22 protein-coding genes are annotated in these 22,097 nt (G+C 72.6%); 14 read left to right on the top strand and 8 right to left on the bottom strand.

The features are described 5' to 3' along the window. Nucleotides 1-36: 36 nt before the first annotated feature. Nucleotides 37-693 carry a phosphate signaling complex protein PhoU gene (phoU, locus tag MUB56_RS01205; RefSeq protein WP_244930094.1) on the top strand — a complete coding sequence of 219 codons (657 nt, stop codon included), beginning with the start codon at nt 37-39 and terminating at the stop codon, nt 691-693. A 243-nt stretch (nt 694-936) separates the two neighbouring features. Here phoU and MUB56_RS01200 read toward each other — a convergent pair whose 3' ends face one another. Genes MUB56_RS01200 through MUB56_RS01190 form a run of 3 tightly spaced genes read right to left on the bottom strand, consistent with a single transcriptional unit; the run spans nt 937 to nt 3,054 of the window. Continuing rightward, on the bottom strand, nt 937-1,680 hold the full coding sequence (locus MUB56_RS01200) for a phosphoglyceromutase (protein ID WP_244930093.1): 744 nt from the start codon (nt 1,678-1,680) through the stop codon (nt 937-939). Beyond that, nucleotides 1,680-2,210: a hypothetical protein gene (locus MUB56_RS01195; RefSeq protein ID WP_244930092.1), complete on the bottom strand. Its 531-nt coding sequence runs from the start codon at nt 2,208-2,210 to the stop codon at nt 1,680-1,682. The genes MUB56_RS01200 and MUB56_RS01195 overlap by 1 nt, the downstream gene beginning before the upstream one ends. 52 nt (nt 2,211-2,262) lie before the next feature. Next, nucleotides 2,263-3,054 (bottom strand): UbiA family prenyltransferase, encoded by a 792-nt coding sequence (locus MUB56_RS01190; protein WP_244930091.1) that lies wholly within the window; start codon nt 3,052-3,054, stop codon nt 2,263-2,265. 212 nt (nt 3,055-3,266) lie between these two features. Between MUB56_RS01190 and MUB56_RS01185 the strand changes: the two genes are divergently transcribed. Both MUB56_RS01185 and MUB56_RS01180 read left to right on the top strand, forming a co-directional pair. Next, a complete protein-coding gene (locus MUB56_RS01185) occupies nt 3,267-3,752 on the top strand; it encodes a CarD family transcriptional regulator (RefSeq protein ID WP_090860676.1) in 486 nt (161 codons plus the stop codon). A gap of 82 nt (nt 3,753-3,834) precedes the next feature. Beyond that, nucleotides 3,835-4,431: a 2-C-methyl-D-erythritol 4-phosphate cytidylyltransferase gene (locus MUB56_RS01180; protein ID WP_244930090.1), complete on the top strand. Its 597-nt coding sequence runs from the start codon at nt 3,835-3,837 to the stop codon at nt 4,429-4,431. Here MUB56_RS01180 and MUB56_RS01175 read toward each other — a convergent pair. Beyond that, nucleotides 4,393-5,100 (bottom strand): 2-C-methyl-D-erythritol 4-phosphate cytidylyltransferase, encoded by a 708-nt coding sequence (locus tag MUB56_RS01175; protein WP_244930089.1) that lies wholly within the window; start codon nt 5,098-5,100, stop codon nt 4,393-4,395. The two genes, MUB56_RS01180 and MUB56_RS01175, sit on opposite strands and share 39 nt — an antisense overlap. 160 nt (nt 5,101-5,260) lie before the next feature. On the opposite strand from MUB56_RS01175, the gene nirD reads away from it, so the two are divergent. Both nirD and MUB56_RS25815 read left to right on the top strand, forming a co-directional pair. After that, a complete protein-coding gene (gene nirD, locus MUB56_RS01170; RefSeq protein ID WP_244930088.1) occupies nt 5,261-5,626 on the top strand; it encodes a nitrite reductase small subunit NirD in 366 nt (121 codons plus the stop codon). Between the two features lie 34 nt (nt 5,627-5,660). Then, a complete protein-coding gene (locus tag MUB56_RS25815; protein WP_280637346.1) occupies nt 5,661-6,329 on the top strand; it encodes a CbiX/SirB N-terminal domain-containing protein in 669 nt (222 codons plus the stop codon). Here the strand turns inward: MUB56_RS25815 and MUB56_RS01150 are convergent. Together MUB56_RS01150 and ispF are read right to left on the bottom strand one after the other, a co-directional pair. After that, entirely contained in the window at nt 6,308-7,198 is an 891-nt protein-coding gene (locus MUB56_RS01150) for an alpha/beta hydrolase (protein WP_280637345.1), read from the bottom strand. The two genes, MUB56_RS25815 and MUB56_RS01150, sit on opposite strands and share 22 nt — an antisense overlap. Next, nucleotides 7,195-7,707, bottom strand: a complete 513-nt coding sequence (ispF, locus tag MUB56_RS01145) for a 2-C-methyl-D-erythritol 2,4-cyclodiphosphate synthase (protein ID WP_280637344.1) — start codon at nt 7,705-7,707, stop codon at nt 7,195-7,197. Before ispF ends, MUB56_RS01150 begins: the two co-directional genes overlap by 4 nt. Before the next feature lie 33 nt (nt 7,708-7,740). On the opposite strand from ispF, the gene MUB56_RS01140 reads away from it, so the two are divergent. After that, nucleotides 7,741-9,273 carry a molybdopterin-dependent oxidoreductase gene (locus tag MUB56_RS01140; protein WP_244930085.1) on the top strand — a complete coding sequence of 511 codons (1,533 nt, stop codon included), beginning with the start codon at nt 7,741-7,743 and terminating at the stop codon, nt 9,271-9,273. 9 nt (nt 9,274-9,282) lie between these two features. Here the strand turns inward: MUB56_RS01140 and MUB56_RS01135 are convergent, their stop codons facing one another. Then, complete coding sequence (locus MUB56_RS01135) at nt 9,283-10,569, bottom strand: peptidase C39 family protein (protein WP_244930084.1); 1,287 nt, start codon at nt 10,567-10,569, stop codon at nt 9,283-9,285. A 93-nt stretch (nt 10,570-10,662) separates the two neighbouring features. On the opposite strand from MUB56_RS01135, the gene cysS reads away from it, so the two are divergent. Continuing rightward, on the top strand, nt 10,663-12,039 hold the full coding sequence (gene cysS / locus MUB56_RS01130) for a cysteine--tRNA ligase (protein WP_244930083.1): 1,377 nt from the start codon (nt 10,663-10,665) through the stop codon (nt 12,037-12,039). Beyond that, a complete protein-coding gene (rlmB, locus tag MUB56_RS01125; RefSeq protein WP_244930082.1) occupies nt 12,039-13,040 on the top strand; it encodes a 23S rRNA (guanosine(2251)-2'-O)-methyltransferase RlmB in 1,002 nt (333 codons plus the stop codon). Before cysS ends, rlmB begins: the two co-directional genes overlap by 1 nt. Before the next feature lie 22 nt (nt 13,041-13,062). Here the strand turns inward: rlmB and MUB56_RS01120 are convergent, their stop codons facing one another. Further along, the gene (locus MUB56_RS01120) at nt 13,063-13,497 is read right to left on the bottom strand and encodes a hypothetical protein (RefSeq protein WP_244930081.1); all 435 of its coding nucleotides are present in this window, start codon (nt 13,495-13,497) and stop codon (nt 13,063-13,065) included. A gap of 234 nt (nt 13,498-13,731) precedes the next feature. On the opposite strand from MUB56_RS01120, the gene MUB56_RS01115 reads away from it, so the two are divergent. The 6 genes from MUB56_RS01115 (at nt 13,732) to MUB56_RS01090 (ending at nt 22,097) form a co-directional block, all read left to right on the top strand. Next, nucleotides 13,732-15,219 carry an ABC transporter substrate-binding protein gene (locus MUB56_RS01115; protein ID WP_244930080.1) on the top strand — a complete coding sequence of 496 codons (1,488 nt, stop codon included), beginning with the start codon at nt 13,732-13,734 and terminating at the stop codon, nt 15,217-15,219. A gap of 110 nt (nt 15,220-15,329) precedes the next feature. Next, nucleotides 15,330-16,850 carry an ABC transporter substrate-binding protein gene (locus MUB56_RS01110; protein WP_244930079.1) on the top strand — a complete coding sequence of 507 codons (1,521 nt, stop codon included), beginning with the start codon at nt 15,330-15,332 and terminating at the stop codon, nt 16,848-16,850. A gap of 1 nt (nt 16,851) precedes the next feature. Continuing rightward, a complete protein-coding gene (locus MUB56_RS01105) occupies nt 16,852-18,822 on the top strand; it encodes an ABC transporter permease (protein ID WP_244930078.1) in 1,971 nt (656 codons plus the stop codon). Beyond that, entirely contained in the window at nt 18,809-19,621 is an 813-nt protein-coding gene (locus MUB56_RS01100) for an ABC transporter ATP-binding protein (protein ID WP_244930077.1), read from the top strand. Before MUB56_RS01105 ends, MUB56_RS01100 begins: the two co-directional genes overlap by 14 nt. Continuing rightward, nucleotides 19,618-20,328, top strand: coding sequence for an ABC transporter ATP-binding protein (locus MUB56_RS01095; protein WP_244930076.1), 711 nt, complete (start codon nt 19,618-19,620; stop codon nt 20,326-20,328). Before MUB56_RS01100 ends, MUB56_RS01095 begins: the two co-directional genes overlap by 4 nt. Continuing rightward, on the top strand, nt 20,325-22,097 hold the full coding sequence (locus tag MUB56_RS01090) for a choice-of-anchor P family protein (protein WP_244930075.1): 1,773 nt from the start codon (nt 20,325-20,327) through the stop codon (nt 22,095-22,097). The genes MUB56_RS01095 and MUB56_RS01090 overlap by 4 nt, the downstream gene beginning before the upstream one ends.

Here is a 22,097-nt window from a genome sequence, read left to right as displayed (position 1 = left end):
CCCGTGTCGTCACTTCGGCCCCGTACGGTCCCGTTCATGCGCCAGGTGTTCCACGACCAGCTCGATGCCGTCTTCCGTGACCTCGCCGCCATCTGCGGCGATGTCGAGCAGGCGGTCCGGCTCGCGACCGAGTCGCTGCTGACCGGTGACGCCGAGATCGCCGAGCGCGTCATCAGCGCCGACGTCGAGATCGACCGGGCCCGCGAGCGCGTCGAGGAGACCGCCTTCGAGCTGCTGTCGCTCCAGCAGCCGGTCGCCGGCGACCTGCGCGTCGTCGTCGCCGCGCTGCGGATGGTGACCGAGCTGGAGCGGATGGGCGACCTGTCGGTGCACGTCGCGAAGATCGCCCGGCTGCGCACGCCGTTCGTCGCCGTACCCGACGAGGTCCGGCCCACCGTCGCCCGGATGGCCGAGGTCGCCGAGGAGATGGTCTCCAAGGTCTCCAAGATCATCACCGACCGCGACGTCCAGGCCGCGATCGCCCTCGGTCGCGCCGACGAGGAGATGGACCGCCTGCGTCGTACCTCCTTCGCCGAGCTGCTCGGCGACGAGTGGACCCACGGCGTGGAGGCGGCCGTCGACGTCGCCCTGCTCGGCCGCTACTACGAGCGGATCGCCGACCACGCCGTCTCCGTCGCCAACCGGGTCGTCTTCGTCGTCACCGGCGAGAACCCGCGGACCGTCGGCGCCTGATCGCACCCGCCCGCGGGGGAGTTTCATCGGTTAGCCGATGGAACTCCTTCTGGGACGACGAAGCTTCATCGTCCAGGCGTGAGGTTCGTCGGCTAACCGATGAAACTTGCGCGCCAGCCCTGCCTCAGCCGTCCCTCGGGTCACACCCATGTCGAGGAACTCATGCTGGTGTCGTGAAGCTTCATGGGCCAGGAGCGAGTTTCTCCGCCCAGGCGGAGAAACTCGCAAAGCGCCCCCGCGCGCTCAGCGACCCTGGTTGGCCACGGCAGCAGCGGCAGCGGCAGCGGCCTCGGGGTCGAGGTAGGTGCCGCCCTTGACGACCGGCTGCAGGTCGTCGTCGAGCTCGTAGCGCAGCGGCATGCCGGTGGGGATGTTCAGGCCGGCGATGTCCTCGTCGCTGATGCCGTCGAGGTGCTTGACCAGCGCGCGGAGGCTGTTGCCGTGGGCGGCGACGAGCACGACCTTGCCGGACTGCAGGTCAGGGACGATGTCGGACGTCCAGTACGGCAGGAACCGCGTGATGACGTCCTTCAGGCACTCGGTGCGGGGCAGGTCGTCGCCGAGGTCGGCGTACTGCGGCAGCCCGACCTGCGAGAACTCGTCGTCGTCGGCGAGCGGCGGCGGGGGTACGTCGAAGGAGCGGCGCCAGAGCATGAACTGCTCGTCGCCGTACTCCTCCAGCGTCTGCTTCTTGTCCTTGCCCTGCAGTGCGCCGTAGTGCCGCTCGTTGAGGCGCCACGAGCGCTTGACCGGGATCCAGTGCCGGTCGGCGGCGTCGAGTGCGAGCGCGGCGGTGTTGATCGCCCGGCGCTGCAGCGAGGTGTGGACGACGTCGGGCAGCAGGCCCGCGTCCAGCATCAGCTGGCCACCGCGGGCGGCCTCGGCGCGACCCTTCTCGGTCAGCGCGACGTCCACCCAGCCGGTGAAGAGGTTCTTGGCGTTCCACTCGCTCTCGCCGTGGCGGAGCAGGACCAGGGTCGACGTCATCAGTGACCACCCTCGGACTCGGCGTACTCGCAGCTGTACGCCGCGTCCTCGCCGGCAGCCTCAGTCTCGGCCGAGGCGGAGGTGTCGTAGCCCTCGAACTCGTCGCAGTTCGTGACGACCGGGACCTCCAGCTCGACCTCCTCGCCGTTGTCGAGCACGACGCGCAGGTCCAGCACCTCCCCGGCCTCGAACTCGCCGGCGACGTGGAGGTCGGAGTCGGCGAGGTTGACGAACCCGCCGGCCGGGATCTCGACCGGCTCGACCTCGATCGTCAGACCCTCCCCGACCACGTCGGTGAGGGAGGCCGCCTCGCTGCCGGAGTTCGACAGGCCCGCGACGAAGGTGCCGCTGCCGGACTGCCCGGAGACGATGACCGCGTTCAGGACCTTGACCGTGGCCGAGTGGTCGTTCGTGCCGGCGGCCGGCGTGTACGGCTGGTCGGTCGCGTAGTTGAAGCCGCAGGAGCTCAGGACGGGGGCGGTGAGCGCGGTGGCGCACACGGCGAACGCAAACTTGCGACGGAGCAGCATCTGGAAGGCCTCACGGGAGAGCGGCGCGAACGGGCCACAGCCTAGCGTTGTGCTATTTCGACAGCCCCACGTAGGTGCCCGCCACGACCAGGGCGACGACGACCAGCGCGACGTAGACCGACGCGACGACCAGGAGCCGACTGGCGCCCAGCTTCAGGCCCAGCCGCAGCGGCAGGTAGGTCCAGCCGTCGGCGTGGTCGGGGACCAGACCCCAGAGGGCGCGCAGGACGTGTACGCCGATCCCGAGCAGCGCCGCGAGGACGACGATCACCGGCTCCGGCGGTTGGCCGACGGCCTCGCCGCCCCAGCCGCCGTACGACAGGTAGCCCGGGAGCAGGGCGTACGACGCCGCCCACGGCAGCCAGGAGAGCAGCCCCTGCCGCAGCACCACGTTGCCGAGCAGCCCGATGGCGACGGAGGCGAGGTACAGGCAGCCGGCCGTGATCCCGGTGGCGATCGAGAGCGGCACCAGGACCAGGACGGCGCAGGTGAGCGCGAACCACACGGTCCCGGGGTCGAGCCGGCCCTGCGCGATCGGCTTGCCGGGGAGGTCGTGGCGCCGGTCGCGCTCCCGGTCGACGAGGTCGTTGTGCCAGCCGAGCACGGTCTGGCCGACGAGGACGGTCGCGAGCACGACCAGCACCTCCCGGGTGGGCCGGTCGGCGAGGGCGCCGGCGGCGGCGACGCCGACGGCGGTCAGCACGGCCTGTCGGGGGTGCGCGGCGCGGACCAGCAGCACGGGCGTGAGGTACGCCGGGGTGGTGGGCGCCTCCTCGGGCGGCGGGACCTCCTCCGGGAGGGTCGCGGGCTCGTCGGCGGGGTCGCTCGCGGGCTCGATCGGCATGGGCTGCAGTATCGACCACCGAGGTCGCGGAACGGTGTGAACCCCCCCGTTCACCAGCGGTTTTCCGGTTCGGACCGATCCGACCGACCCTGCTTCCAGCACGGCCCCTCGACATCTGTCAAGACCCCATTGTGGCGCTGACCTGCGGAAACGCGGGTCGGGCCCGCTCTGACACGTGTTAGACTGGCTTCCTAGGAAGGGGTACCTGACATATGACTTTCACCGTCGGCGAAACGGTTGTTTACCCGAATCACGGGGCCGCTGTCATCGAGGACATCGAGATGCGGACCATCAAGGGCGAGGACCGGCAGTACCTCGTCCTGCGGATCGTCGCCCAGCAGGACCTGGTCGTTCGTGTGCCCGCCATGAACCTGGACCTCGTCGGTGTGCGCGACGTTGTCGACAAGGAAGGCCTCGACCGCGTCTTCGACGTACTGCGTGCCGCGCACGTCGAGGAGCCGACCAACTGGTCGCGGCGTTACAAGGCCAACCTGGAGAAGCTGCACAGCGGCGACGTCATGAAGGTCGCCGAGGTCGTGCGTGACCTGTGGCGCCGCGAGCGCGACCGCGGACTGTCGGCCGGCGAGAAGCGGATGCTCGCCAAGGCCCGCCAGATCCTGGTCTCCGAGCTCGCCCTGGCCGAGCGCACCAACGAGGACAAGGCCGAGGCCCTCCTCGACGAGGTGCTCGCCTCCTGATCCACCCGCCGAGGCCCTCCGGACGATGTCCGGGGGGCCTCGACGTCTTGGGGGAGCCGGGACGTCATACGGTGGGGTCGCCATGACGACCGACCTGTATGACGACGACGTCCCGCCCGCTCTCGGGACGGTGGTCGAGCAGGACCGCGGCTCGCTGCCGTTCGCGCTGATCCACGGCGAGGCGCTGGTCGCCTGCGCCGGCTGGGCGCTGGGGGAGTCCGGGGTCACGCCGGTGGACGTCGGCACCAACTGGGCCGGCCTCGTCGACGCCGCCGAGCCGTTCGTGCTGCACGACGCCCTGTGCCCGCTGACGCCGCCGGAGTTCATCGCGGCCTGCGTGGCGGAGGCGATCGAGCACGAGGCGGTCGTCGTCGGCGTCCGCCCGGTCACCGACACCGTCAAGCACGTCGAGGGCGGCCTGGTCGGGGAGACCGTCGACCGGGCGGGCCTGCTCGCCGTCGCCTCCCCGGTGGTGCTGCCGGGCTCCGTGGTCGTCGATCTCGAGGCCCTGCCCAGCACCGACTTCGCCGTCCTGGTCGCGGCGCTGGCCGAGCGCTACCCGGTGCGGACGCTCGAGGCGCCCCCGTCCGGGCGTCGCGTCGCGAGCGAGGAGGACGTCCGGGTGCTGGAGGCGCTCACCTCACCCGAGGGCGTCCTCGACCGGTCCGGCGAGGAGTGACTCGGCCAGCCCGAGGTCCTCGGGGAAGGTGATCTTCAGGTTGCCCGGCCCGCTGCGGACCGCGGCGATGCGGACGTCGGCGTACCTGGCCAGGCAGCCTGCCGTGTCGGTCGCCTCGAACCCCTCGGCGTCGGCGGCGCGGTAGGCCGCCAGCAGCTCGCGGGCCGCGAACGCCTGCGGGGTCTGCACGCCGGCGAGCTCGCCGGGCACCGCTCGCAGGTCGGTGGTCACCAGCCCGCTCAGCGGCGCCACGGGGATCGCGCCGCCGTGCTCGCGGGCCGCGCCGAGCACCGCCTCCCACAGCCCACGCCCCGCCAGGGGTCGGGCGCCGTCGTGGACGGCGACCAGGTCGACCTCGCCCGCGTCGATGGCGGGCGCGAGCACCCGCACCGCCTGCCACTCCGACGCGTGCCGGGTCGCGCCGCCGTCGACGACGTGCACCTCGCGGTCGCCGAGGTACGGCGCCACCGCCTGGCCCACCGAGGCGGCCTCGCCCGGACGGACCACCAGCACCACGCGTCGTACGTCGGGCAGCGCGAGCACGTCGGTCAGCGACCAGGCCAGCACCGGCCGGTCGCGCAGGGTCAGCAGGACCTTGTTCCGGTCCGCGCCGACCCGGGAGCCGGACCCGGCTGCGAGGACGACGACGGCGGTGGCGGGTTCGGTCACGTGCGCACGCTACCGACCGGGTCGGCCGATCGTTTTCCTGCCCGTTACATCCGGAAACAGCCCCCGAACACGCGGCCCCTAGCGTCGGAGCAGCCGAGAGGAGGCGCGGGATGTCGGGTTCCCACGTGAAGTCGCTCAACCGGTCGTCCTGGAGGTGCCGATGACCACGCGTCCCACCAGCACGGAGGACTGGCAGCCGGTCTGCCGCGTCGCCGAGCTCGAGGTCGAGCGCGGCGCCACGGCCCTGGTCCACGGCCAGGCGATCGCGATCTTCCGCACGCCGGACGACACGATCTACGCGCTCGGCAACCACGATCCGTTCGCGAAGGGATCGGTCATCGCCCGCGGCATCGTCGGCCGGCGCGGCGAGGTCCCCTTCGTGGCGTCGCCGGCCCACAAGCACGCGTTCGACCTGCGCACCGGGAAGTGTCTGGACGACGCGCACGTGTCGGTCCCGGCGTACGACGTCAAGGTCGTCGAGGGCGTCGTCCTCGTCGGCCATCGCAAGCAGGTCGACGCAGCCTGAGGCTGGATCGCCGACGGTTCGAGGAGGGGTCCGGATGAGCTGTCTGGTCACGGTTGCCCGCGGAGTCGGCGCGACCGACGAGGTGGCGCGCGAGATCACCGAGCGGGCCGCGGCCGCGCTGGGCGTCCCGGGGATCGTGTCGTACGTCGAGGAGCGCTCGCCGTCCCTGCGGTCGGTCGTCGAGACAGTGCGCGAGCCCAGCGTGGTCGTGCCCCTGCTGCTCTCGACCGCCCATCACCTGCTGCGCGACCTGCCCGGGGTGGCGAGCGCCTCGGCGCACCACATCTCGGTGGCGCCGGCCCTCGGGCCGCATCCGTTGGTCGCCGCGGCCCAGGCCGCGCGACTGATCGCCGCCGGCGCCCGGCCGGGGCAGCCGGTGGTCATGGTCGCGCTCGGGTCAGCCGATCCCTCGGTCGACCACCACCTGGAGCGGGCGGCGCAGCTGCTCGCCGACACCTGGACCGGGCCGGTCGAGCTCGCGACGCTCGAGGACCGTGGCCCCCGCCCCGAGGAGGTCGTCCGGCGCGGGGTGGTGGTCTCGCCGTACCTGCTCACGCCGGGCCCGGACGCCGCCCGGGTCCGCGAGCAGTCGCTGGCCGCCGGTGCCCTGCTGGTCGCCGACGTGATCGGCACGCACCGGTTCGTGTCCGACCTGGTGGCCCGGCGGTTCCGGATCTCGGCTCAGGCCGCCAAGGCCGCCTGAGCCAGGGCGTCCTCGACCAGCTCGATCAGCTGCTCCGAGACCAGCTCGTCGCGTTCGAGCGGGAGCATGTGGCCGGCCCCCGGCGCGACCAGGAGCCGCGCGCCGCGGATCGCGCCGGCGATCCGGCGCGCGTGCTCCGGCGGGGTCAGCCGGTCGGCGTCGCCGACCAGCACCCGGGTCGGGATGGCGTCGTACGCCGCCAGCCCGGCGGTCCGCTCGTGGCGCAGGAAGTCGCGGTAGAACCCCGCCATCGTCGCCGGCGGGCAGCGGACCAGCTGGTCGACGACCAGGCCGGCGTCGCGGAGCCGGAGCCGGTCGCCGAAGAGCAGCCGGTTGACGACGGTGCGCTCGAGGCTGGGGGAGCGGCGCCGGGTCCGGCGGGTCAGCAGCCGGGCCCGGGCCGCGAGCACGAACGGCAGACTCCCGCGCACCGTGGGGCCGACCTCGGGGAGGCCGAGGGTGACGGTGTCCAGTCGTCCCGACGAGGTCGCGACGAACAACAACCCCGCGATCCGGTCCACCAGGTCGGGCCGCACCTGCGGCAGCGCCGTCATCGTCATCCCGCCGATGGAGTGCCCGGCGATCACCAGCCGCCCGTGCGGCGCGTAGGCGTCGACGAGATCACCGAGGTCGCGGGCGAGGTTCTCGATGGTGCACGCGCGCTCCGGGGCGGGGTCCGAGCAGCCGTGGCCGCGCAGGTCCCAGGTGAGGATCCGGATGCCGTGCCCGAACCGGGCCAGCAGGTCGCGCACCTGGTAGTGCCAGTCCTCGGAGTCGGCGGTCCAGCAGTGCGCGAGGACGACCGTCACCGGCGCGCCCTCGGGCCCGTACGCCGCGACGTGCAGCCGCAGCCCGTCGAAGGTCCTCACCCCGGGACCACCCCGACCACCAGGGCGGTCGCGATGGCGGCGACCCCGTCCCCGCGGCCGGTCAGGCCCAGCCCGTCGGTGGTGGTCGCCGACACCGAGACCGGCGCCCCGACCGCCGCGGACAGGGCGGCCTCCGCCTCGGCCCGGCGCGGGCCGATCTTGGGCCGGTTGCCGAGGATCTGGACGGCGACGTTGCCGATCTCGAAGCCGGCGGCGCGGACGCGACGCGCGGTCTCAGTCAGCAGGGTCGCCCCGGAGGCGCCGGCCCACTGCGGCTCTGCCGTACCGAAGTTCGAGCCGAGGTCGCCCAGGCCGGCCGCCGACAGCAGCGCGTCGCAAACGGCGTGGGCCGCGACGTCGGCGTCGGAGTGACCCTCCAGACCGGCCGGCTCGTCGGGCCACGAGAGCCCGGCCAGGTGCATGGGGACGCCCGGGACGAGACGGTGCACGTCGGTGCCGATACCGGTGCGGAACGGGACGGGGTCGACGGCAGGGGGGACGGTGGCCACGCGCCGATCATGCCGTGCGCGACAATCGTCGACGTGGACACCTGGCGCTCCTGGTCGGTGGCCGGCCTCGCAGCGGGGCTGGCCGGCCTCGCCACCAGCTATGCCGCTGCGATGGCGCTCAACGTCCGCGAGTCGCCGCTGGTGGCCGTGGCCGAGGTCGCCATCCGCTTCACCCCCGGGTTCGTCGCCGAGCTGGCCATCGAGCGACTGGGCCGCGCCGACAAGCCGCTGCTCGTGCTGGGCATCGTCCTCGTGCTCGGCCTGCTGTTCGCGTGGGCCGGCCGGCTCGCCCGACGCAGCTGGTGGGCACCCGCCGTACTCTTCGCCGCGCTCGCCGGAGCCGGGGCCGCCGCCGTCGCGGCCCAGCGCAACCAGCAGCTGGTCGACTTCGTCCCGGTCGCGGTCGGCCTGGTCACCTGGCTGGTGTGCCTGTCGCTGGTGACCGACCCGCTGCGCGGCTTCGCCGGCCACCCCGACGAGGTGGCGCCGAGCGGTGGCCACCACCGTCGTACCTTCCTGATCCGCGCCGGCCTGGTCGCCGGCGGGGCGGTCGTGGTCGGGCTGCTCGGCCGGGTGGTCGGCCGGGGCCGACGCCAGGTCGAGCAGACCCGCCAGCTGCTCAAGCTGACCGGGGTCACCGCGCCCCAGGTGCCGAGGTCGGTCCGCGTCGGGGTGGAGGGCGTCACCCCCTGGGAGACCCACAGCGACGACTTCTACCTGATCCACGCCGGCATCAGCGTCCCTGCCATCGCGCCGCACGACTGGTCGCTGCGGATCCACGGCATGGTCGACCGCGAGATCGTGCTGTCGTACGAGGACCTGGTCTCGCGCCAGTTCACCGAGGCCTGGGTGACCCTGACCTGCGTCTCCAACGAGGTCGGTGGCGAGCTGATCGGCAACGCCTGGTGGAGCGGCGTCCGGATCGCCGACCTGCTGGTCGAGGCCGGGGTCCGGCCCGGCGCCGACGCGGTCAAGCAGACCTCACACGACGGCTGGACCTGCGGCACCCCGCTGGCCGCGCTGACCGACGACCGCAACGCGATGCTGGCCGTCGCGATGAACGGCCGGCCGCTGCCGATCGACCACGGCTTCCCGGTCCGCACCGTCGTCCCCGGCCTGTACGGCTACGTCTCGGCCACCAAGTGGGTCGTCGACCTCGAGGTGACCCGGTTCGAGGACTTCGAGGCCTTCTGGACCGAGAAGGGCTGGGCGGAGGAGGGGCCGATCAAGCTGTCCTCGCGGATCGACGTGCCGGGCTCCGGGGACGAGCTGCCGGCGGGCGAGGTCAAGGTCGCCGGCATCGCCTGGGCCCAGCACACCGGCATCGGCGCGGTCGAGGTCGCGGTCGACGGCGGCCCGTGGCAGGGCGCCCGGCTGGCCCGGACCCCGAGCATCGACACCTGGGTCCAGTGGGTCGCCTCGATCGACCTGGAGCCCGGCGACCACGTCGTTCGGGTACGCGCCGTCGACCTCGCCGGGCACGTGCAGACCGGTGTGGTCGCGGCGCCGGTGCCCGACGGCGCCACCGGCTGGCACGAGATCCGGGTGTCGGTCAGCGAGGAGTGAGGCGCGCGGTCACCAGGCGCCCTGGGCTCCCGCGGGCAGCGGGTGCTCGTCGTCGTGGATGACGTAGGCCAGGCCGCCGGAGGTCGGCAGCCAGGCCCGCTCGAACTCGCCGCGGTCGTAGGTGCGCCGCACCGTCGCCCGGGTGGGCGCGGCCGGGTCGTTGACGACGACGTCGCCCGCGGCGGTGAAGCCCACGATGACGAGCAGGTGACCGTTGGTGGAGGAGATCGGGGCGCCGGTGAGGTCGCCGCGGCCGAACGAGATCGACGCGACGACCGGGATGCCGGCCTTGATCAGCCGCTCCGCCTGACGCAGCGAGGTCAGCCGGGTCACGAAGGCGTGGCCGGCCAGCGGCGCGGCGTACGCGGTGTTGAACGGCCAGTTGCCGGTGCCGCGGTAGGCGCGGTCGTACGTCGATCGCGCGGCGTGGTCGACCACGGGATCGGTGTGCCGCTGCGCCACCCAGCTGTAGTCCTTCGCCTTGGGCAGGGAGCGGTAGTAGCCGAGCACCATCGAGGTGGAGGTGGGCGAGCACCAGGCCTCGCCGCCGTTGCCCCACTGCGGGTAGTGGCCCTGGTGGGTCATCTGGGAGTAGCGGGGCACGTCGAGGACGACGCCGCGGGCGACGCCGGGCGCGGAGGTCGCGGGCGCGGTGGTGGGGAGCCGGCTGGCCACCGCCCCGATCGCATCGATGCTCGGCGGCTTCGTGGTCGCGCCGGTCTTGCGGTGCAGGACGACCTGCAGCTGCCAGGAGGTCAGGCCGGCGGGGGCGGAGGCGACCCAGGTGTCGACGTTGACCGAGGCCAGGTCGTCGTCCTGGCCGGAGACGGAGGTGCGCTTGGTGAAGCGGTCGCCGGAGGTCCAGCGGCCCAGCACGTCCCAGCTCGACCGGGCGCCGGCGGCGTTCTTGCCGCGCACGCGGACCTCGATCCACGAGTCGCCCGGAGTGATCGCCGACCAGGACGCGATCAGCTGGGTCAGCCCGAAGCCCGGCTTCGCCCAGGGCGAGGTCCAGCGGCCGAGGTCATAGCTGCGGCCGGCGTACCTGCGGGTGCCGGCCGGCTTGGCCAGCTCGAGGCGGCCCGCGCGCACCTTCACGCCGGAGGCCCGGCCCTTGCGCAGCTGGGTGGTGGAGTCCCAGTCGGTGTGGGTGACCGTGCGGGCGCCGGCGCGAGCCGCCACCTGCGCGGCCGGTTCGGCGGCGGGAGCGGCGCTCGCCGGGACGGCGGGGACCGCGGCCAGGGGAGCGGCGAGCAGGACGGCGGAGGTCAGCACGGTGGCGAGGGGAAGACGCACCCCCACACGATACGCCGCCATGTCACTCCAGTCCCAGCAGTCACAGAATCCGGCGATGCGACCGGGAGGGCGCGGAATCCCTAGACTTGGGGGGTGACCCTCCGGCTCTACGACACCGCGACGCGCGACGTGCGCGACTTCGTCCCCCTCCAGGAGGGGAAGGTCGGTCTGTACCTCTGCGGCCTCACCGTGCAGTCGGAGCCGCATGTCGGGCACGTCCGGTCGGCGGTCAACTTCGACGTGCTGCAGCGCTGGCTGCGCCACCTCGGCCACGAGGTCAGCTTCATCCGCAACGTGACCGACATCGACGACAAGATCATCGCCAAGGCCGCCGACCAGGGCCGGCCCTGGTACAACCTCGCCGCCGCGATGAAGCGCGAGCTCGACACGGCGTACGCCTCGCTCAACGTCGCGCCGCCGACCTACGAGCCGCTCGCCACCGGCCACGTGCCCGAGATGCTCGCGCTGATCGAGCGGCTGATCTCGCGCGGGCACGCCTACGCGGCCGAGGACGGCTCCGGTGACGTCTACTTCGACGTGCGCTCGTGGCCGTCGTACGGCGAGCTCACGCGCCAGCGGATCGACGACATGGAGGCGGCCGAGGACGCCGACCCGCGCGGCAAGCGCGACCCGCGCGACTTCGCCCTCTGGAAGGGCCGCAAGGAGTCCGAGCCGGAGACCGCGTCCTGGCCGAGCCCCTGGGGTGCCGGCCGGCCGGGCTGGCACATCGAGTGCTCCGCGATGGCCGGCAAGTACCTCGGTCCCGCCTTCGACATCCACGGCGGCGGCGTCGACCTGCGCTTCCCCCACCACGAGAACGAGCAGGCCCAGTCCCGCGCGGCCGGTCACCCGTTCGCGTCGTACTGGTTCCACAACGCCTGGATCACCACGGCCGGCGAGAAGATGAGCAAGTCGCTCGGCAACTCGCTGCTGATCCCCAGCGTGCTGCAGCGCTACCGCGGCATCGAGCTGCGCTACTACCTGGTGGCCGCGCACTACCGCAGCCACGTCGAGTTCAGCTTCGAGGCGCTCGACGAGGCGGCCCAGGGCTTCCGCCGCATCGAGGGCTTCCTCGAGCGCGCCGGTTCGGTCGAGCCCGGCGAGCTGCCTCCCGCCTTCGTGGCCGCGATGAACGACGACCTCGGCACGCCCGCCGCGGTGGCCGTGCTCTTCGACACCGTGCGCGAGGGCAACAAGGCAGCGGACCCGGCGGCGCACGCCGCCCAGGTGCTCGCGATGCTCGACGTGCTCGGGCTGCACCCGGCCGACCCCGCCTGGGGCGCCGGGTCGAGCGACGATGCCAAGCTCACCAGTGCCGTCGACGCCCTCGTCGCCGGCCTCCTCGAGGCGCGTGCCGAGGCGCGGGCCGCCAAGGACTTCGCCACCGCCGACGCGATCCGCGACCGGATCAAGACCGCCGGCATCGAGGTCGAGGACACCCCCAACGGACCGAAGTGGACACTGATCTGATGCCCGGGAACTCCAACCGCAAGGGCGCGATCCGCAAGACCGCCAAGAAGCCGACCGTCGGGTCCGGCGGGCGCGTCAAGCGTGGTCTCGAGGGCAAGGGCCCGACGCCGAAGGCCAAGGACCGCCCGTACCACCAGGCCTACCGGTCCACGAAGAAGGCCGAGAAGGCTGAGAAGGCCGGGGGGAGCGGAGGCGCCCGCCCCGGTGGCGGCGGTTCCGCCCGCCCGCGCAAGCGCTCGACCAGCGACGTCGAGTGGATCGCCGGCCGCAACTCCGTGGTCGAGGCGCTGCGCGAGGGCGTGCCGATGATCGGCGTGTACGTCGCCGACGGTGCCGAGCGCGACGGCCGGCTGCGCGAGGCGTTCGCGCTGGCCGCCGACAAGGGCGTCAGCCTGCTCGAGGTCAGCAAGAACGAGCTCGACCGGCTGACCCACGGCGCGGTCCACCAGGGCCTGGCCGCCAAGATCCCGCCGTACGAGTACGCCCACCCCGACGACCTGCTCGACGCCGCCGAGGCCAACGCCGAGGCGCCGCTGATCGTCGCGCTCGATCAGGTGACCGATCCGCGCAACCTCGGCGCGATCGTGCGCAGCGCGGCCGGCTTCGGTGCGCACGGCGTGGTGATCCCCGAGCGCCGGGCCGCGAGCATGACGGCCTCGGCCTGGAAGACCAGCGCGGGCGCCGCCGCTCGGATCCCGGTCGCCCAGACCGTCAACCTGGTCCGCCAGCTGAAGGCCTACCAGGAGGCCGGCCTGATGGTCGTCGGCCTGGCCGCCGACGGTGACGTGACCCTGCCCGAGCTGGTCACCCCCGAGGGGCTCGGCGACGGCCCGCTGGTCGTCGTGGTCGGCGCCGAGGGTGGCGGGCTGTCCCGGCTGGTCGCCGAGACCTGCGACCAGCTCGTCTCGATCCCGATGGCCAACCAGCTGGAGTCGCTCAACGCCGGCGTCGCCGCCAGCGTCACGCTGTACGCCGTCTCCGAGGCCCGGGCCCGCCGCTAGGGTCGGAGGTCGTCCTCCTGCGTCAATCGGCGCCTCCGGCGACAGGCCGCGGTATCGAGGTCGCTCGCGCCCACATGGCGCACGTCGCGACCACCAGGGCTGCGGTAGCGGGAACGAAGAAGATCCCGATGCTCAACATCGCCAGCAGGTTGAAGATCCCGAGGGCGCCCACGACGACGAAGGCGGCGACGACCGGCCCCACGCGTGGCCTGATGATGGAGAGGCACCCGATGAGGATCGTGGCCATCAGCGGCAAGCCGGCGAGGGCGTAGGCGCCGCTGCCGATCTCCTCGACCAGTGTCCTGGTCGTGCTGGTCGTGGCGCCGTCGGAAGTCATGGTGGTCTCGCTGACCATCGGCGCCACCCCGACGCCCGCCGCCAGGCCGAGACTCCACAAGCCGGCGAAGGCGAGGGGTATCGAGATCGACCGGGTGGCGAGCCGCCGTGCATCACTCATGAAGCACCTCCTGCGACGCGCTGGGTGCACTCCTTCATCCAGCTCGGCCTTGAACGTGTTCAATTGTACCGTCGAGTCAGGCGCAGGAACACGACACCCTCGGAACGTGGAGGCAGGGCCGTCGCCGGTCCCCTGTGCGAAGCGTCCGGTCCGCGGCGCTCTGTGGGCGCCGTCACCTTTGCCGTCGCCTCTCGTTGAAGAACTGATACCTGTTCTACTTCGAGGGAGATCGTCGTGTCACGACGCTGTTCGACCCTGCTCGTCAGCCTGCTCGCCCTGCTGCTCGCCGCGTGCGGATCGCAGCTGGACCCCAAGACCGTCTCGCAGGTCAACGGCGACGCCGGGGGCTCCGGAGCGGCGGCGGGTGAGGCTCCGATCGGGGGCGAGGTGCCGGTGGACGGGGAGGTGCCGGCCGGCACGGTGCCCGACGCCTCGGCGGGCGGCGGTGGGGCGCCCGCGGCCGGTGGCGGCCCGGCGGCGCCGGTGGCCGGCGGTCCTCCCGCGGCCGGAGGTGGCGGCGGCAAGGGTGGCAGCACCGACGGCGGCAAGGGCAAGAACAGTGCCGGGGGTGGCGCGAAGGGCGCGAGCTGCGCCGGCTTCAAGAACGGGCCCGGCATCACCGACAAGACGATCACCATCGGCAACGCCTCCGACATCTCCGGCCCGGTGCCCGGCATCTTCGAGGCCAGCCAGGACGCGGTGCGGGCCTACGTCGCCTACTTCAACAGCACCGGCGACATCTGCGGGCGCAAGCTCGCGATCAAGACCTACGACACCCGCGCCGACGCGGGCGCCGACCAGCAGGCGTACGCCAAGGCCTGCGAGGAGACCTTCGCGATGGTCGGCTCGATGTCGGCCTTCGACTCCGGTGGTGCCGCGACGGCCCAGGGCTGCGGCCTGCCGGATCTCCGCTCGGCCGCGACCAGCGTGGAGCGCAGTGCGTGTGCGACCTGCTTCGGCGCCCAGTCGACCAACGCCAGCCAGTTCCAGAACGCCGTCGCCGACTTCGTGCTGAAGAACTACGGCGACGCCGGCCAGCACGCCGGCTTCCTCTACATCAACGCCGGGGCGGCCGTGCAGAACGCCAAGGGCCAGGTCGAGGCGATGACCAAGCGCGGGATGAAGTTCGACGTGGTCCAGGGCATCGACATCACCGAGTTCAACTACGCGCCCTACGTCCAGCAGCTGAAGACCAAGGGCGTGCAGACGGTCTTCTGGATCGGTGCCTACCAGCAGTCGGTCCGGCTGCGGCAGGCCATGGACCAGCAGGGCTACAAGCCGAAGCTCTACCTGCGCGACCCCACCGACTACAGCCCGGCCTTCGTCAAGGAGGGCGCCGGTGCCGTCGACGGCACGGTGGTCTTCGCGAACTTCACGCCGTTCGAGGAGGTCGGCTCGAACAAGGAGCTCGCGCTCTACCTCGGCTGGCTGGACCAGGTGAAGCCGGGCGCGACGCCCGGGTTCTTCGGGCTGTTCTCGTGGTCGGCCGCGCGGCTGTTCGTGGAGCGCTCGATCGCGCTCGGCGGCAAGCTCGACCGCGCCAGCCTGGTCGCGCAGCTCGGCGGGGTGAAGAACTGGACCGCCAACGACCTGCACTCCCCGCAGCAGGTCGGGGCCAAGCAGACCGGCGAGTGCTGGCGCTTCGTCCAGCTCGCCGGGAGCGCCTGGAAGCCGGTCGGCGGCACGAAGTACCAGTGCTCCGGCCTCACCAAGACCGGCTGAGCCGCCTCGTCGTCGTACGGACGACTGCCGTCCGAAAAGACCCTGTGGTCCCCGTCACCTTTGGTGCCGAGACTCGTTACTGGTACGTGTTCTACTTTCTGGAGGACGCCGTGAGGACCAGTCCCGAACGGTCACGAGGGCGTACGACGCGGGCCCGCTGGGCGCTCGCGACGGGTGCCTCCCTGCTCGCGCTCGGCCTCGCCGCCTGCGGCTCGCAGCTCAACCCGGAGACCGTCGTCCGGACCTCGGCCGACACCGGCGCGGGGGACGCCGCCGCCGGCGCCGTCCCGGGTGAGCCCGGCTCCGACCCGGCCGGCGAGCCGGGCGCGGCTCCCGCGCCGGCCCCGGCCGCCGGTCCCGAGGGTGCGCGCCCGCCCTCCGGCCCGACCGGCGACGGCGGCGACGGCGCCGCCCCCGGAGGCGGCGAGGGCGGCGCGCCCGCGGGCGGCAAGGGTGAGAACGCCGCGGACGGAGGGGCCAAAGCCGGCCGCTGCGACGGCTTCAAGAACCAGACCGGGATCACCGACAAGACGATCACCCTCGCCAACGCCTCCGACATCTCCGGCCCGGTGCCCGGCATCTTCGAGTCCGCCCAGCAGGCGACCCGGGCCTACGTCGCCTACTTCAACAGCACCGGCGACATCTGCGGGCGCAAGCTGGAGGTGGCCGCGCTCGACAGTCGCGCCGATGCCGGCGCCGACAACCAGGCCTACACCACCGCCTGCGAGAAGGCGTTCGCGGCGGTGGGCTCGCAGTCCGCCTTCGACTACGGCGGCGCCGCCGCGGCCGAGAAGTGCGGGCTCCCCGACCTCCGGGCCTACTCCGTCTCCGCCGAGCGGACCGCGTGCCGCACCTGCTACGCGGCGTACGCCGTCCAGCCGAACCAGGTGCCGTCGGCGATGCCGGCGTACTGGGCCAAGCAGGCACCCGAGGCGGTCAAGAGCGTCGGGATGCTCTACGTCAGCGCCGGCGCCGCACCCGCCAACGCCAAGAACTTCAAGGCGGCGTGGGAGAAGAACGGCTGGAGCGTCCCGGTCTTCCAGGCCATCGACGTCTCGGAGTTCAACTACGCCCCGTACGTCCAGCAGCTGAAGGACAAGGGCGTGAAGCTGGTCAACTACACCGGCCCGTACCAGTTCACCGTGCGCCTGCAGCAGGCGATGGCGCAGCAGGGCTACCAGCCGGAGATCTTCCTGCAGGACGCCACGATCCACGACCAGCGCTACGTCGAGCAGGCCGGCAAGCACGCCGAGGGCGTCTACGTCTACTCGCAGACCGGGCTCTTCGACGACTTCAGCAACAAGGAGATGGAGCTCTACCGGGCCTGGCTCGCGCAGGTGGACCCGAGTGCGGAGCCCAACACCTACGGCGTCTACGCCTGGTCCGCGGCCCGGCTCTTCGTCGAGCAGGCGGTCGCGCTCGGCGGACGGCTGAACCGTCAGACCCTCGTCCAGTCGCTCGCCAAGGTGAAGAACTGGACCGGCAACGGCATCCACGTGCCGCAGCAGGTGGGCGCCGAGTCGACGACCAACTGCGTCTCGATCATCCAGTACCAGGGCGGGACCTGGAAGAAGGTCTCGCCCGGCAAGTACCTCTGCGGTCCGATCACCGACACCGGCCTGGGAGGCTGATGTGACCACGTTCCTGGCCTTCACCGTGTTCGGCCTGTTCAGCGGTGCGGCGTACGCCATCGCCGCGAGCGGCCTGGTGCTGACCTACACCACGACCCGGGTCTTCAACATCGCCCACGGGGCGCTCGGCATGGTGATGTCCTTCGTGTTCTGGGACTTCAGCGTCCGCCAGGGCCTGCCGACCTGGCTGTCGCTGGTGCTGGTGCTGCTGGTCGTGGCGCCGGCGGTGGGCTGGCTGCTGCAGCGGTTCGTCACCCGCGGCCTCGGCGAGGGACCGGTCAGCGTCGCGCTCGTGGTGACCGTCGGCCTGCTGGTCGGCTGCATCGGGTTCGCCACCCAGATCTGGCCGCCGGAGGCGCGCTCGGTGCTGCCGTTCTTCCCGACCACCTCCTTCGAGGTCGGCGGCGTGATCATCACCGGCCACCAGCTGCTGACCATCGTGCTCTCCGCCGCGACCGCGCTCGGGCTCTACCTGCTGCTCAACCGCACCCGCATCGGCACCGCCATGCGCGCCTCGGTCGACAACCCCGAGCTGCTCAAGTTGTTCGGTGGCAGGCCCGAGACCGCCGCGGCACTGTCCTGGGCCATCGGGGTCGCGCTGGCCGCGCTGGCCGGCGTACTCCTCGTCTCGCAGGTGGGGCTCGACTACTACGCGCTGACCCTGCTGGTCATCAACGCGTACGCCGCCGCGATGCTCGGCCGGCTCAAGAGCCTGCCGCTGACCTTCGCCGGGGCGATGGCGCTCGGCCTCGCGACGTCGTACGCCTCCGGCTACCTGCCGACCGAGGGCCTGCTCAACAGCGTCCGCAACGTCATCCCGGCGCTCTTCCTCTTCCTCGTCATCATCTTGATGCCGCAGGCGCAGCTGCGGATCGGCCAGGTCAAGGGCATCGTGTCCGCGCCGCTGCCGTCGATGACCAAGTCGCTCGGCTGGAGCGCCGCGCTGCTGCTGGTGGTGGCGCTGCTCGCGGGCTCCTTCGCCGACTCCGACCTGCTGCTGGTCGGCACCGCCGCGACGTACGCGATGGTGATGCTGTCGCTGGTGCTGCTGACCGGGTACGGCGGGCACGTCTCGCTGGCCCAGCTCACCTTCGCCGGGGTCGGCGCGCTGGCCTACGCCAAGCTCGACGAGCCCAACCTCTACGGGCTGGCCCTCTCGGCGGCCATCGCGGCCGGCGTAGGCGCCCTGGTCGCGCTGCCGGTGCTGCGGCTGACCGGGCTCTACCTCGCCCTGTCGACGATGGCCTTCGCCTACCTGATGGACAAGATGGTCTTCCAGGCCGACTTCGCCTTCGGCTTCAACGGCACCCTGCCCGCCGAGCGGATGTCGGTGCTCGGCACCTCGATCAGCAGCACCGGCGGCTACGTCATGCTGATGACCGTCTTCTTCGTGCTGACCGCCCTGGCGCTGCTCCTGCTGCGGCGCGGTCCGGTCGGCCGGCTGCTGATCGCGATGCGCGACAGCCCGGCCGCCTGCGGCACCCTCGGCCTGGACCTGCGGTGGTTCCGGGTCGCGCTGTTCGGGCTCTCGGCCGGGATGGCCGGCCTGGCCGGGGCGCTGTACGCCGGGCTGCGACAGACCATCGGCGCGGCCGACTTCCAGTTCTTCAACAGCCTCCCGCTGCTGCTCCTGGCCGTGGTCTTCGGCGTGACGTCGGTGACCGGCGCGACCCTCGGCGGCATCGGCCTGATGCTGCTGCCGGTGATGCAGAGCGACCACCCGAGCATCGCCGGACTGATCTTCGCCGTCATCGGCTTCGGTGCCGTGGCCGCCGGCCGCGACCCCAACGGCCTGGCCAACCAGCTCTTCCGGGCCGGACGTCTCGCCCAGAGCCGGCTGGGCCCACGGCTGCGCGCGTCGCTGCCGGCGCTGCCGGAGCGCCGCGCGCAGGACGCACCGGCCGACCAGATCGTGCCGGGGCTGGTCGACAGCCCGGACGCCAGGAAGGAACCCGCCCATGTCGCTTCTTGAGGTCGACGACGTCGTGGTCCAGTTCGGCGGTGTCACCGCCGTCAACCACGCGACCTTCACCGCCCACGCGGGCCGGATCACCGGCCTGATCGGCCCCAACGGTGCGGGCAAGACCACCTGCTTCAACGTCATCAGCGGCCTGCAGCGCCCGACACGCGGGAAGGTCCGCTTCGACGGCCGCGCCGTCACCCGGCTGCCCGTGCACCGCCGCTCCAAGCGGGGGATGGGCCGCACCTTCCAGCGCCTGGAGGCCTTCGGGTCGCTGTCGGTGCGCGAGAACGTCCGGGTCGCCTTCGACATCCACCGCGGCCCGATCGGGTGGATCCGCCCGGCGGCGGCGGACGTCGACGCGCTGCTGGAGCGGGTCGGCATCGCGTCGTACGCCCGTGAGCGCGCCGACTCGATCCCCACCGGTACGGCGCGGCTGCTGGAGCTGGCCCGCTGCCTGGCCGGACAGCCGAAGCTGCTGCTGCTCGACGAGCCGTCCTCGGGGCTGGACGAGACCGAGACCGACGCCTTCGGCGAGCTGCTGAAGGAGCTGGCCGCGGAGGGTCGCGGGATCTTGATGGTCGAGCACGACATGGACCTGGTGATGGGGGTCTGCGACGACATCCACGTCCTGGACTTCGGCTCGGTGATCGCCTCCGGGGCGCCGTCGCTGATCCGCTCCGACCCGGCGGTGCAGAAGGCCTACCTCGGCTACTCCGACCTCGACGACGATGACGCCGTCTCCCTTCGGCACGACGAGGCCGGCACCAGCACGCAAGTGCTCCCCGCGATCCCCGAGGAGGTCCGATGAGCGGCGTCCCGATCCTGGAGATCGTCGACCTGCACGCGGCGTACGGCCGGATCGAGGTGCTGCGCGGCGTCGACCTGACGGTCCCGAAGGGGGCGGTGATGGCGCTGCTCGGCCCCAACGGCGCCGGCAAGTCGACCCTGGTCAAGATCGTCTCCGGTCAGAAGCGACCGACCAGCGGTGACATCCACCTCGGCGGGGTCAACGTGCGCGGCGCCGACTCCCAGGAGCTCGCCCGGCTCGGCCTCTGCACCGTCCCGGAGGGCCGCTCGGTCTTCCCCAACCTGACCGTGCAGGAGAACCTCACGCTGATGTCGTACGCCGGCGTGCCGGCCGAGGCGGTCCTCGAGACCGCGTTCGCCTACTTCCCCCGGCTGCTCGAGCGCCGCGGCCAGCTCGCCGGCACCATGTCCGGCGGTGAGCAGCAGATGCTCGCCATGTCGCGGGCGCTGGCCTCCGACCCGGCGCTGCTGCTGCTCGACGAGCTGTCCATGGGTCTCGCGCCGCTGATCGTCGACGAGCTCTACGACACCGTCGCCCAGATCGCCGAGTCCGGTGTCTCCATCCTCTGCATCGAGCAGTTCGCCCGCACCGCGCTGCGGGTCTCCGACTACGCCGCCGTCATGACCGGCGGTCGGGTGGTCGCCAGCGGCGAGCCCGCCGAGATCCTCGAGACCATGTCCGACGTCATCCTGGGAGGTGCCGCATGACTTCACCCGGCAAGATCACTCGCTTCGCGCCCGCAACCGCAGGGGCCCCGAGGACGCGACGCATCGTGCTGCCGTTCCTCGCCGCCGGCCTCGTCGGCGCGGTGCTGCCGCTCGCCGGCCCGGGGGCGCCCGCGGCGCACGCCGAGGAGAAGAAGCCGTTCAGCGGCTACAGCACCTCGGCGTTCGCCACGCCGGTGCGCCTGGAGATCTACGAGCCGACCATCCCGATCCCGGCGACGCCGCAGCTGGAGCTGTCCTTCGGCTACAGCACCGTCGAGGCCGACTCGAGCAGCGGGCAGGGGCGCTCCAGCTACCTGTGGCCCGGCGACCCGGTCGGCGAAGGCCTCAAGACGATCGTCGAGCAGCTCGGTCTGCCTCCGGAGCTCGCCGGCCCGATCGCGGCCCAGGGCTACCCGGTCCAGGTGAACTCCCAGTTCCCCTCCGGCCCGGAGGCCACGGCCGACGAGCCGTTCCCGGGCCTGGTGATGCGCACCTCGTCCGCCGACGGCGCGGTCAGCGCGTCCACGGGCTTCTCCACCGACTGCGACGTCGCCGCACCGGCGAGCACCGGCGGCGGGCTGCCCGGGCTGCCCGGCGTCCCCGGCCTTCCGGCGCTGCCCACCTTGCCCACAGTGCCGGGGCTCGCTGGACTGCCTGTGCTCGGCGACCTGACCGCAGCCCTCCCCGGCCTGGTCGGCGCCCCCGCGCAGCCGGCCGCTGCGGCGCCGGCGAGCGCCGCCGCACCGGAGCCGACGCCGGAGGAGGCCGTCGCCTGCCAGATCCCGCCCGCGCTGAGCGCCCTGGTCGACCTCGGCGGCTACGTCTCGACCTCCCGCTCGAGGGTCGCTGACGGCAAGGTGGTCACCACCTCGCGGGCCTCGCTCGGCGACGTACGACTGCTCGGCGGCATCGTGACGATCTCGGGCATCCACGCCACGGCGACCTCGTCCAGCGACGGCAAGACCGGGACGCCGTCGGGTGAGGCCCGGTTCGGCACGGTCACGATCGCCGGCCAGGAGTTCGCCTTCGGTCCCGAGGGGTACCGCGCCGTCGGCCAGACCGGGGCGATCCCGGGGCTGCCCGACGACCCGGCCAAGGCGCTGAAGACCCTCGGCGTCACCCTGACCCTGCCCACCCCGGAGCGGGTCTCGGACGGTGACGAGGCGTCCACCGCCGTGTCGGCCCTGCAGGTCGAGATCGACACCGCGATCCTCGCGCCGGTGCTCCAGCAGATCCCGCTCGGGAAGCTCCTGGCCGAGGTCCCGTTCCCGCCCGAGGCGGCCATCCTCAAGAGCCTGCTCGGCGCGCTGCCCAACCTCGCGCCGCGCGTGGTGCTGACCCTCGGCTCGGCCCAGAGTGAGGTCGACACCGTCCAGGGCATCCCGCTGCCGGATCTCCCGGCGGCGGACACTCCCGAGACCCCGGACACCCCGGGTGGCGAAGAGCCTCCCGGGGCAGGTGGCGGTGCCGGCGACGGCGCGGGTGGGGGCGCAGGTGGCGCCGGCACCGCTGCACCTCCCGGGGGCACGGGCGGTGCGCCCGGTGCCACGACGGATGCCGCCGGAGTCGGCGACCTGCCGGCCGCGGCCCCGGTCGCCGCCGGGCTGCCGCCCCTCTTCTCGATCCCCGGCATGCTGCTCCTCGGCGGCATCGCGCTGGCCACCGTCGCCGGCAGCTACCTGCGCCGGCTCGGCGCGGCCGCCCTCGGCGGCGGCGCGTCCTGCTCCCACGGCCTCGACAGCGGCCTGCCCGACCTCAGGAAGGCGTGA

It is taken from the genome of Nocardioides sp. W7 (assembly GCF_022919075.1).
Classification (GTDB): domain Bacteria; phylum Actinomycetota; class Actinomycetes; order Propionibacteriales; family Nocardioidaceae; genus Nocardioides.
Note: the sequence above shows the minus strand (reverse complement) of the source record. Positions and strands in the feature narration are given on the sequence as shown.

What these genes read in the sequence shown, in the direction of transcription:
- phoU (WP_244930094.1), top strand. Translation starts at nt 37, where the DNA reads ATGCGCCAGGTGTTCCACGACCAGCTCGATGCCGTCTTCCGTGACCTC.
- MUB56_RS01200 (WP_244930093.1), bottom strand. Translation starts at nt 1,680, where the DNA reads ATGACGTCGACCCTGGTCCTGCTCCGCCACGGCGAGAGCGAGTGGAAC.
- MUB56_RS01195 (WP_244930092.1), bottom strand. Translation starts at nt 2,210, where the DNA reads ATGCTGCTCCGTCGCAAGTTTGCGTTCGCCGTGTGCGCCACCGCGCTC.
- MUB56_RS01190 (WP_244930091.1), bottom strand. Translation starts at nt 3,054, where the DNA reads ATGCCGATCGAGCCCGCGAGCGACCCCGCCGACGAGCCCGCGACCCTC.
- MUB56_RS01185 (WP_090860676.1), top strand. Translation starts at nt 3,267, where the DNA reads ATGACTTTCACCGTCGGCGAAACGGTTGTTTACCCGAATCACGGGGCC.
- MUB56_RS01180 (WP_244930090.1), top strand. Translation starts at nt 3,835, where the DNA reads ATGACGACCGACCTGTATGACGACGACGTCCCGCCCGCTCTCGGGACG.
- nirD (WP_244930088.1), top strand. Translation starts at nt 5,261, where the DNA reads ATGACCACGCGTCCCACCAGCACGGAGGACTGGCAGCCGGTCTGCCGC.
- MUB56_RS25815 (WP_280637346.1), top strand. Translation starts at nt 5,661, where the DNA reads ATGAGCTGTCTGGTCACGGTTGCCCGCGGAGTCGGCGCGACCGACGAG.
- rlmB (WP_244930082.1), top strand. Translation starts at nt 12,039, where the DNA reads ATGCCCGGGAACTCCAACCGCAAGGGCGCGATCCGCAAGACCGCCAAG.
- MUB56_RS01120 (WP_244930081.1), bottom strand. Translation starts at nt 13,497, where the DNA reads ATGAGTGATGCACGGCGGCTCGCCACCCGGTCGATCTCGATACCCCTC.
- MUB56_RS01100 (WP_244930077.1), top strand. Translation starts at nt 18,809, where the DNA reads ATGTCGCTTCTTGAGGTCGACGACGTCGTGGTCCAGTTCGGCGGTGTC.
- MUB56_RS01095 (WP_244930076.1), top strand. Translation starts at nt 19,618, where the DNA reads ATGAGCGGCGTCCCGATCCTGGAGATCGTCGACCTGCACGCGGCGTAC.
- MUB56_RS01090 (WP_244930075.1), top strand. Translation starts at nt 20,325, where the DNA reads ATGACTTCACCCGGCAAGATCACTCGCTTCGCGCCCGCAACCGCAGGG.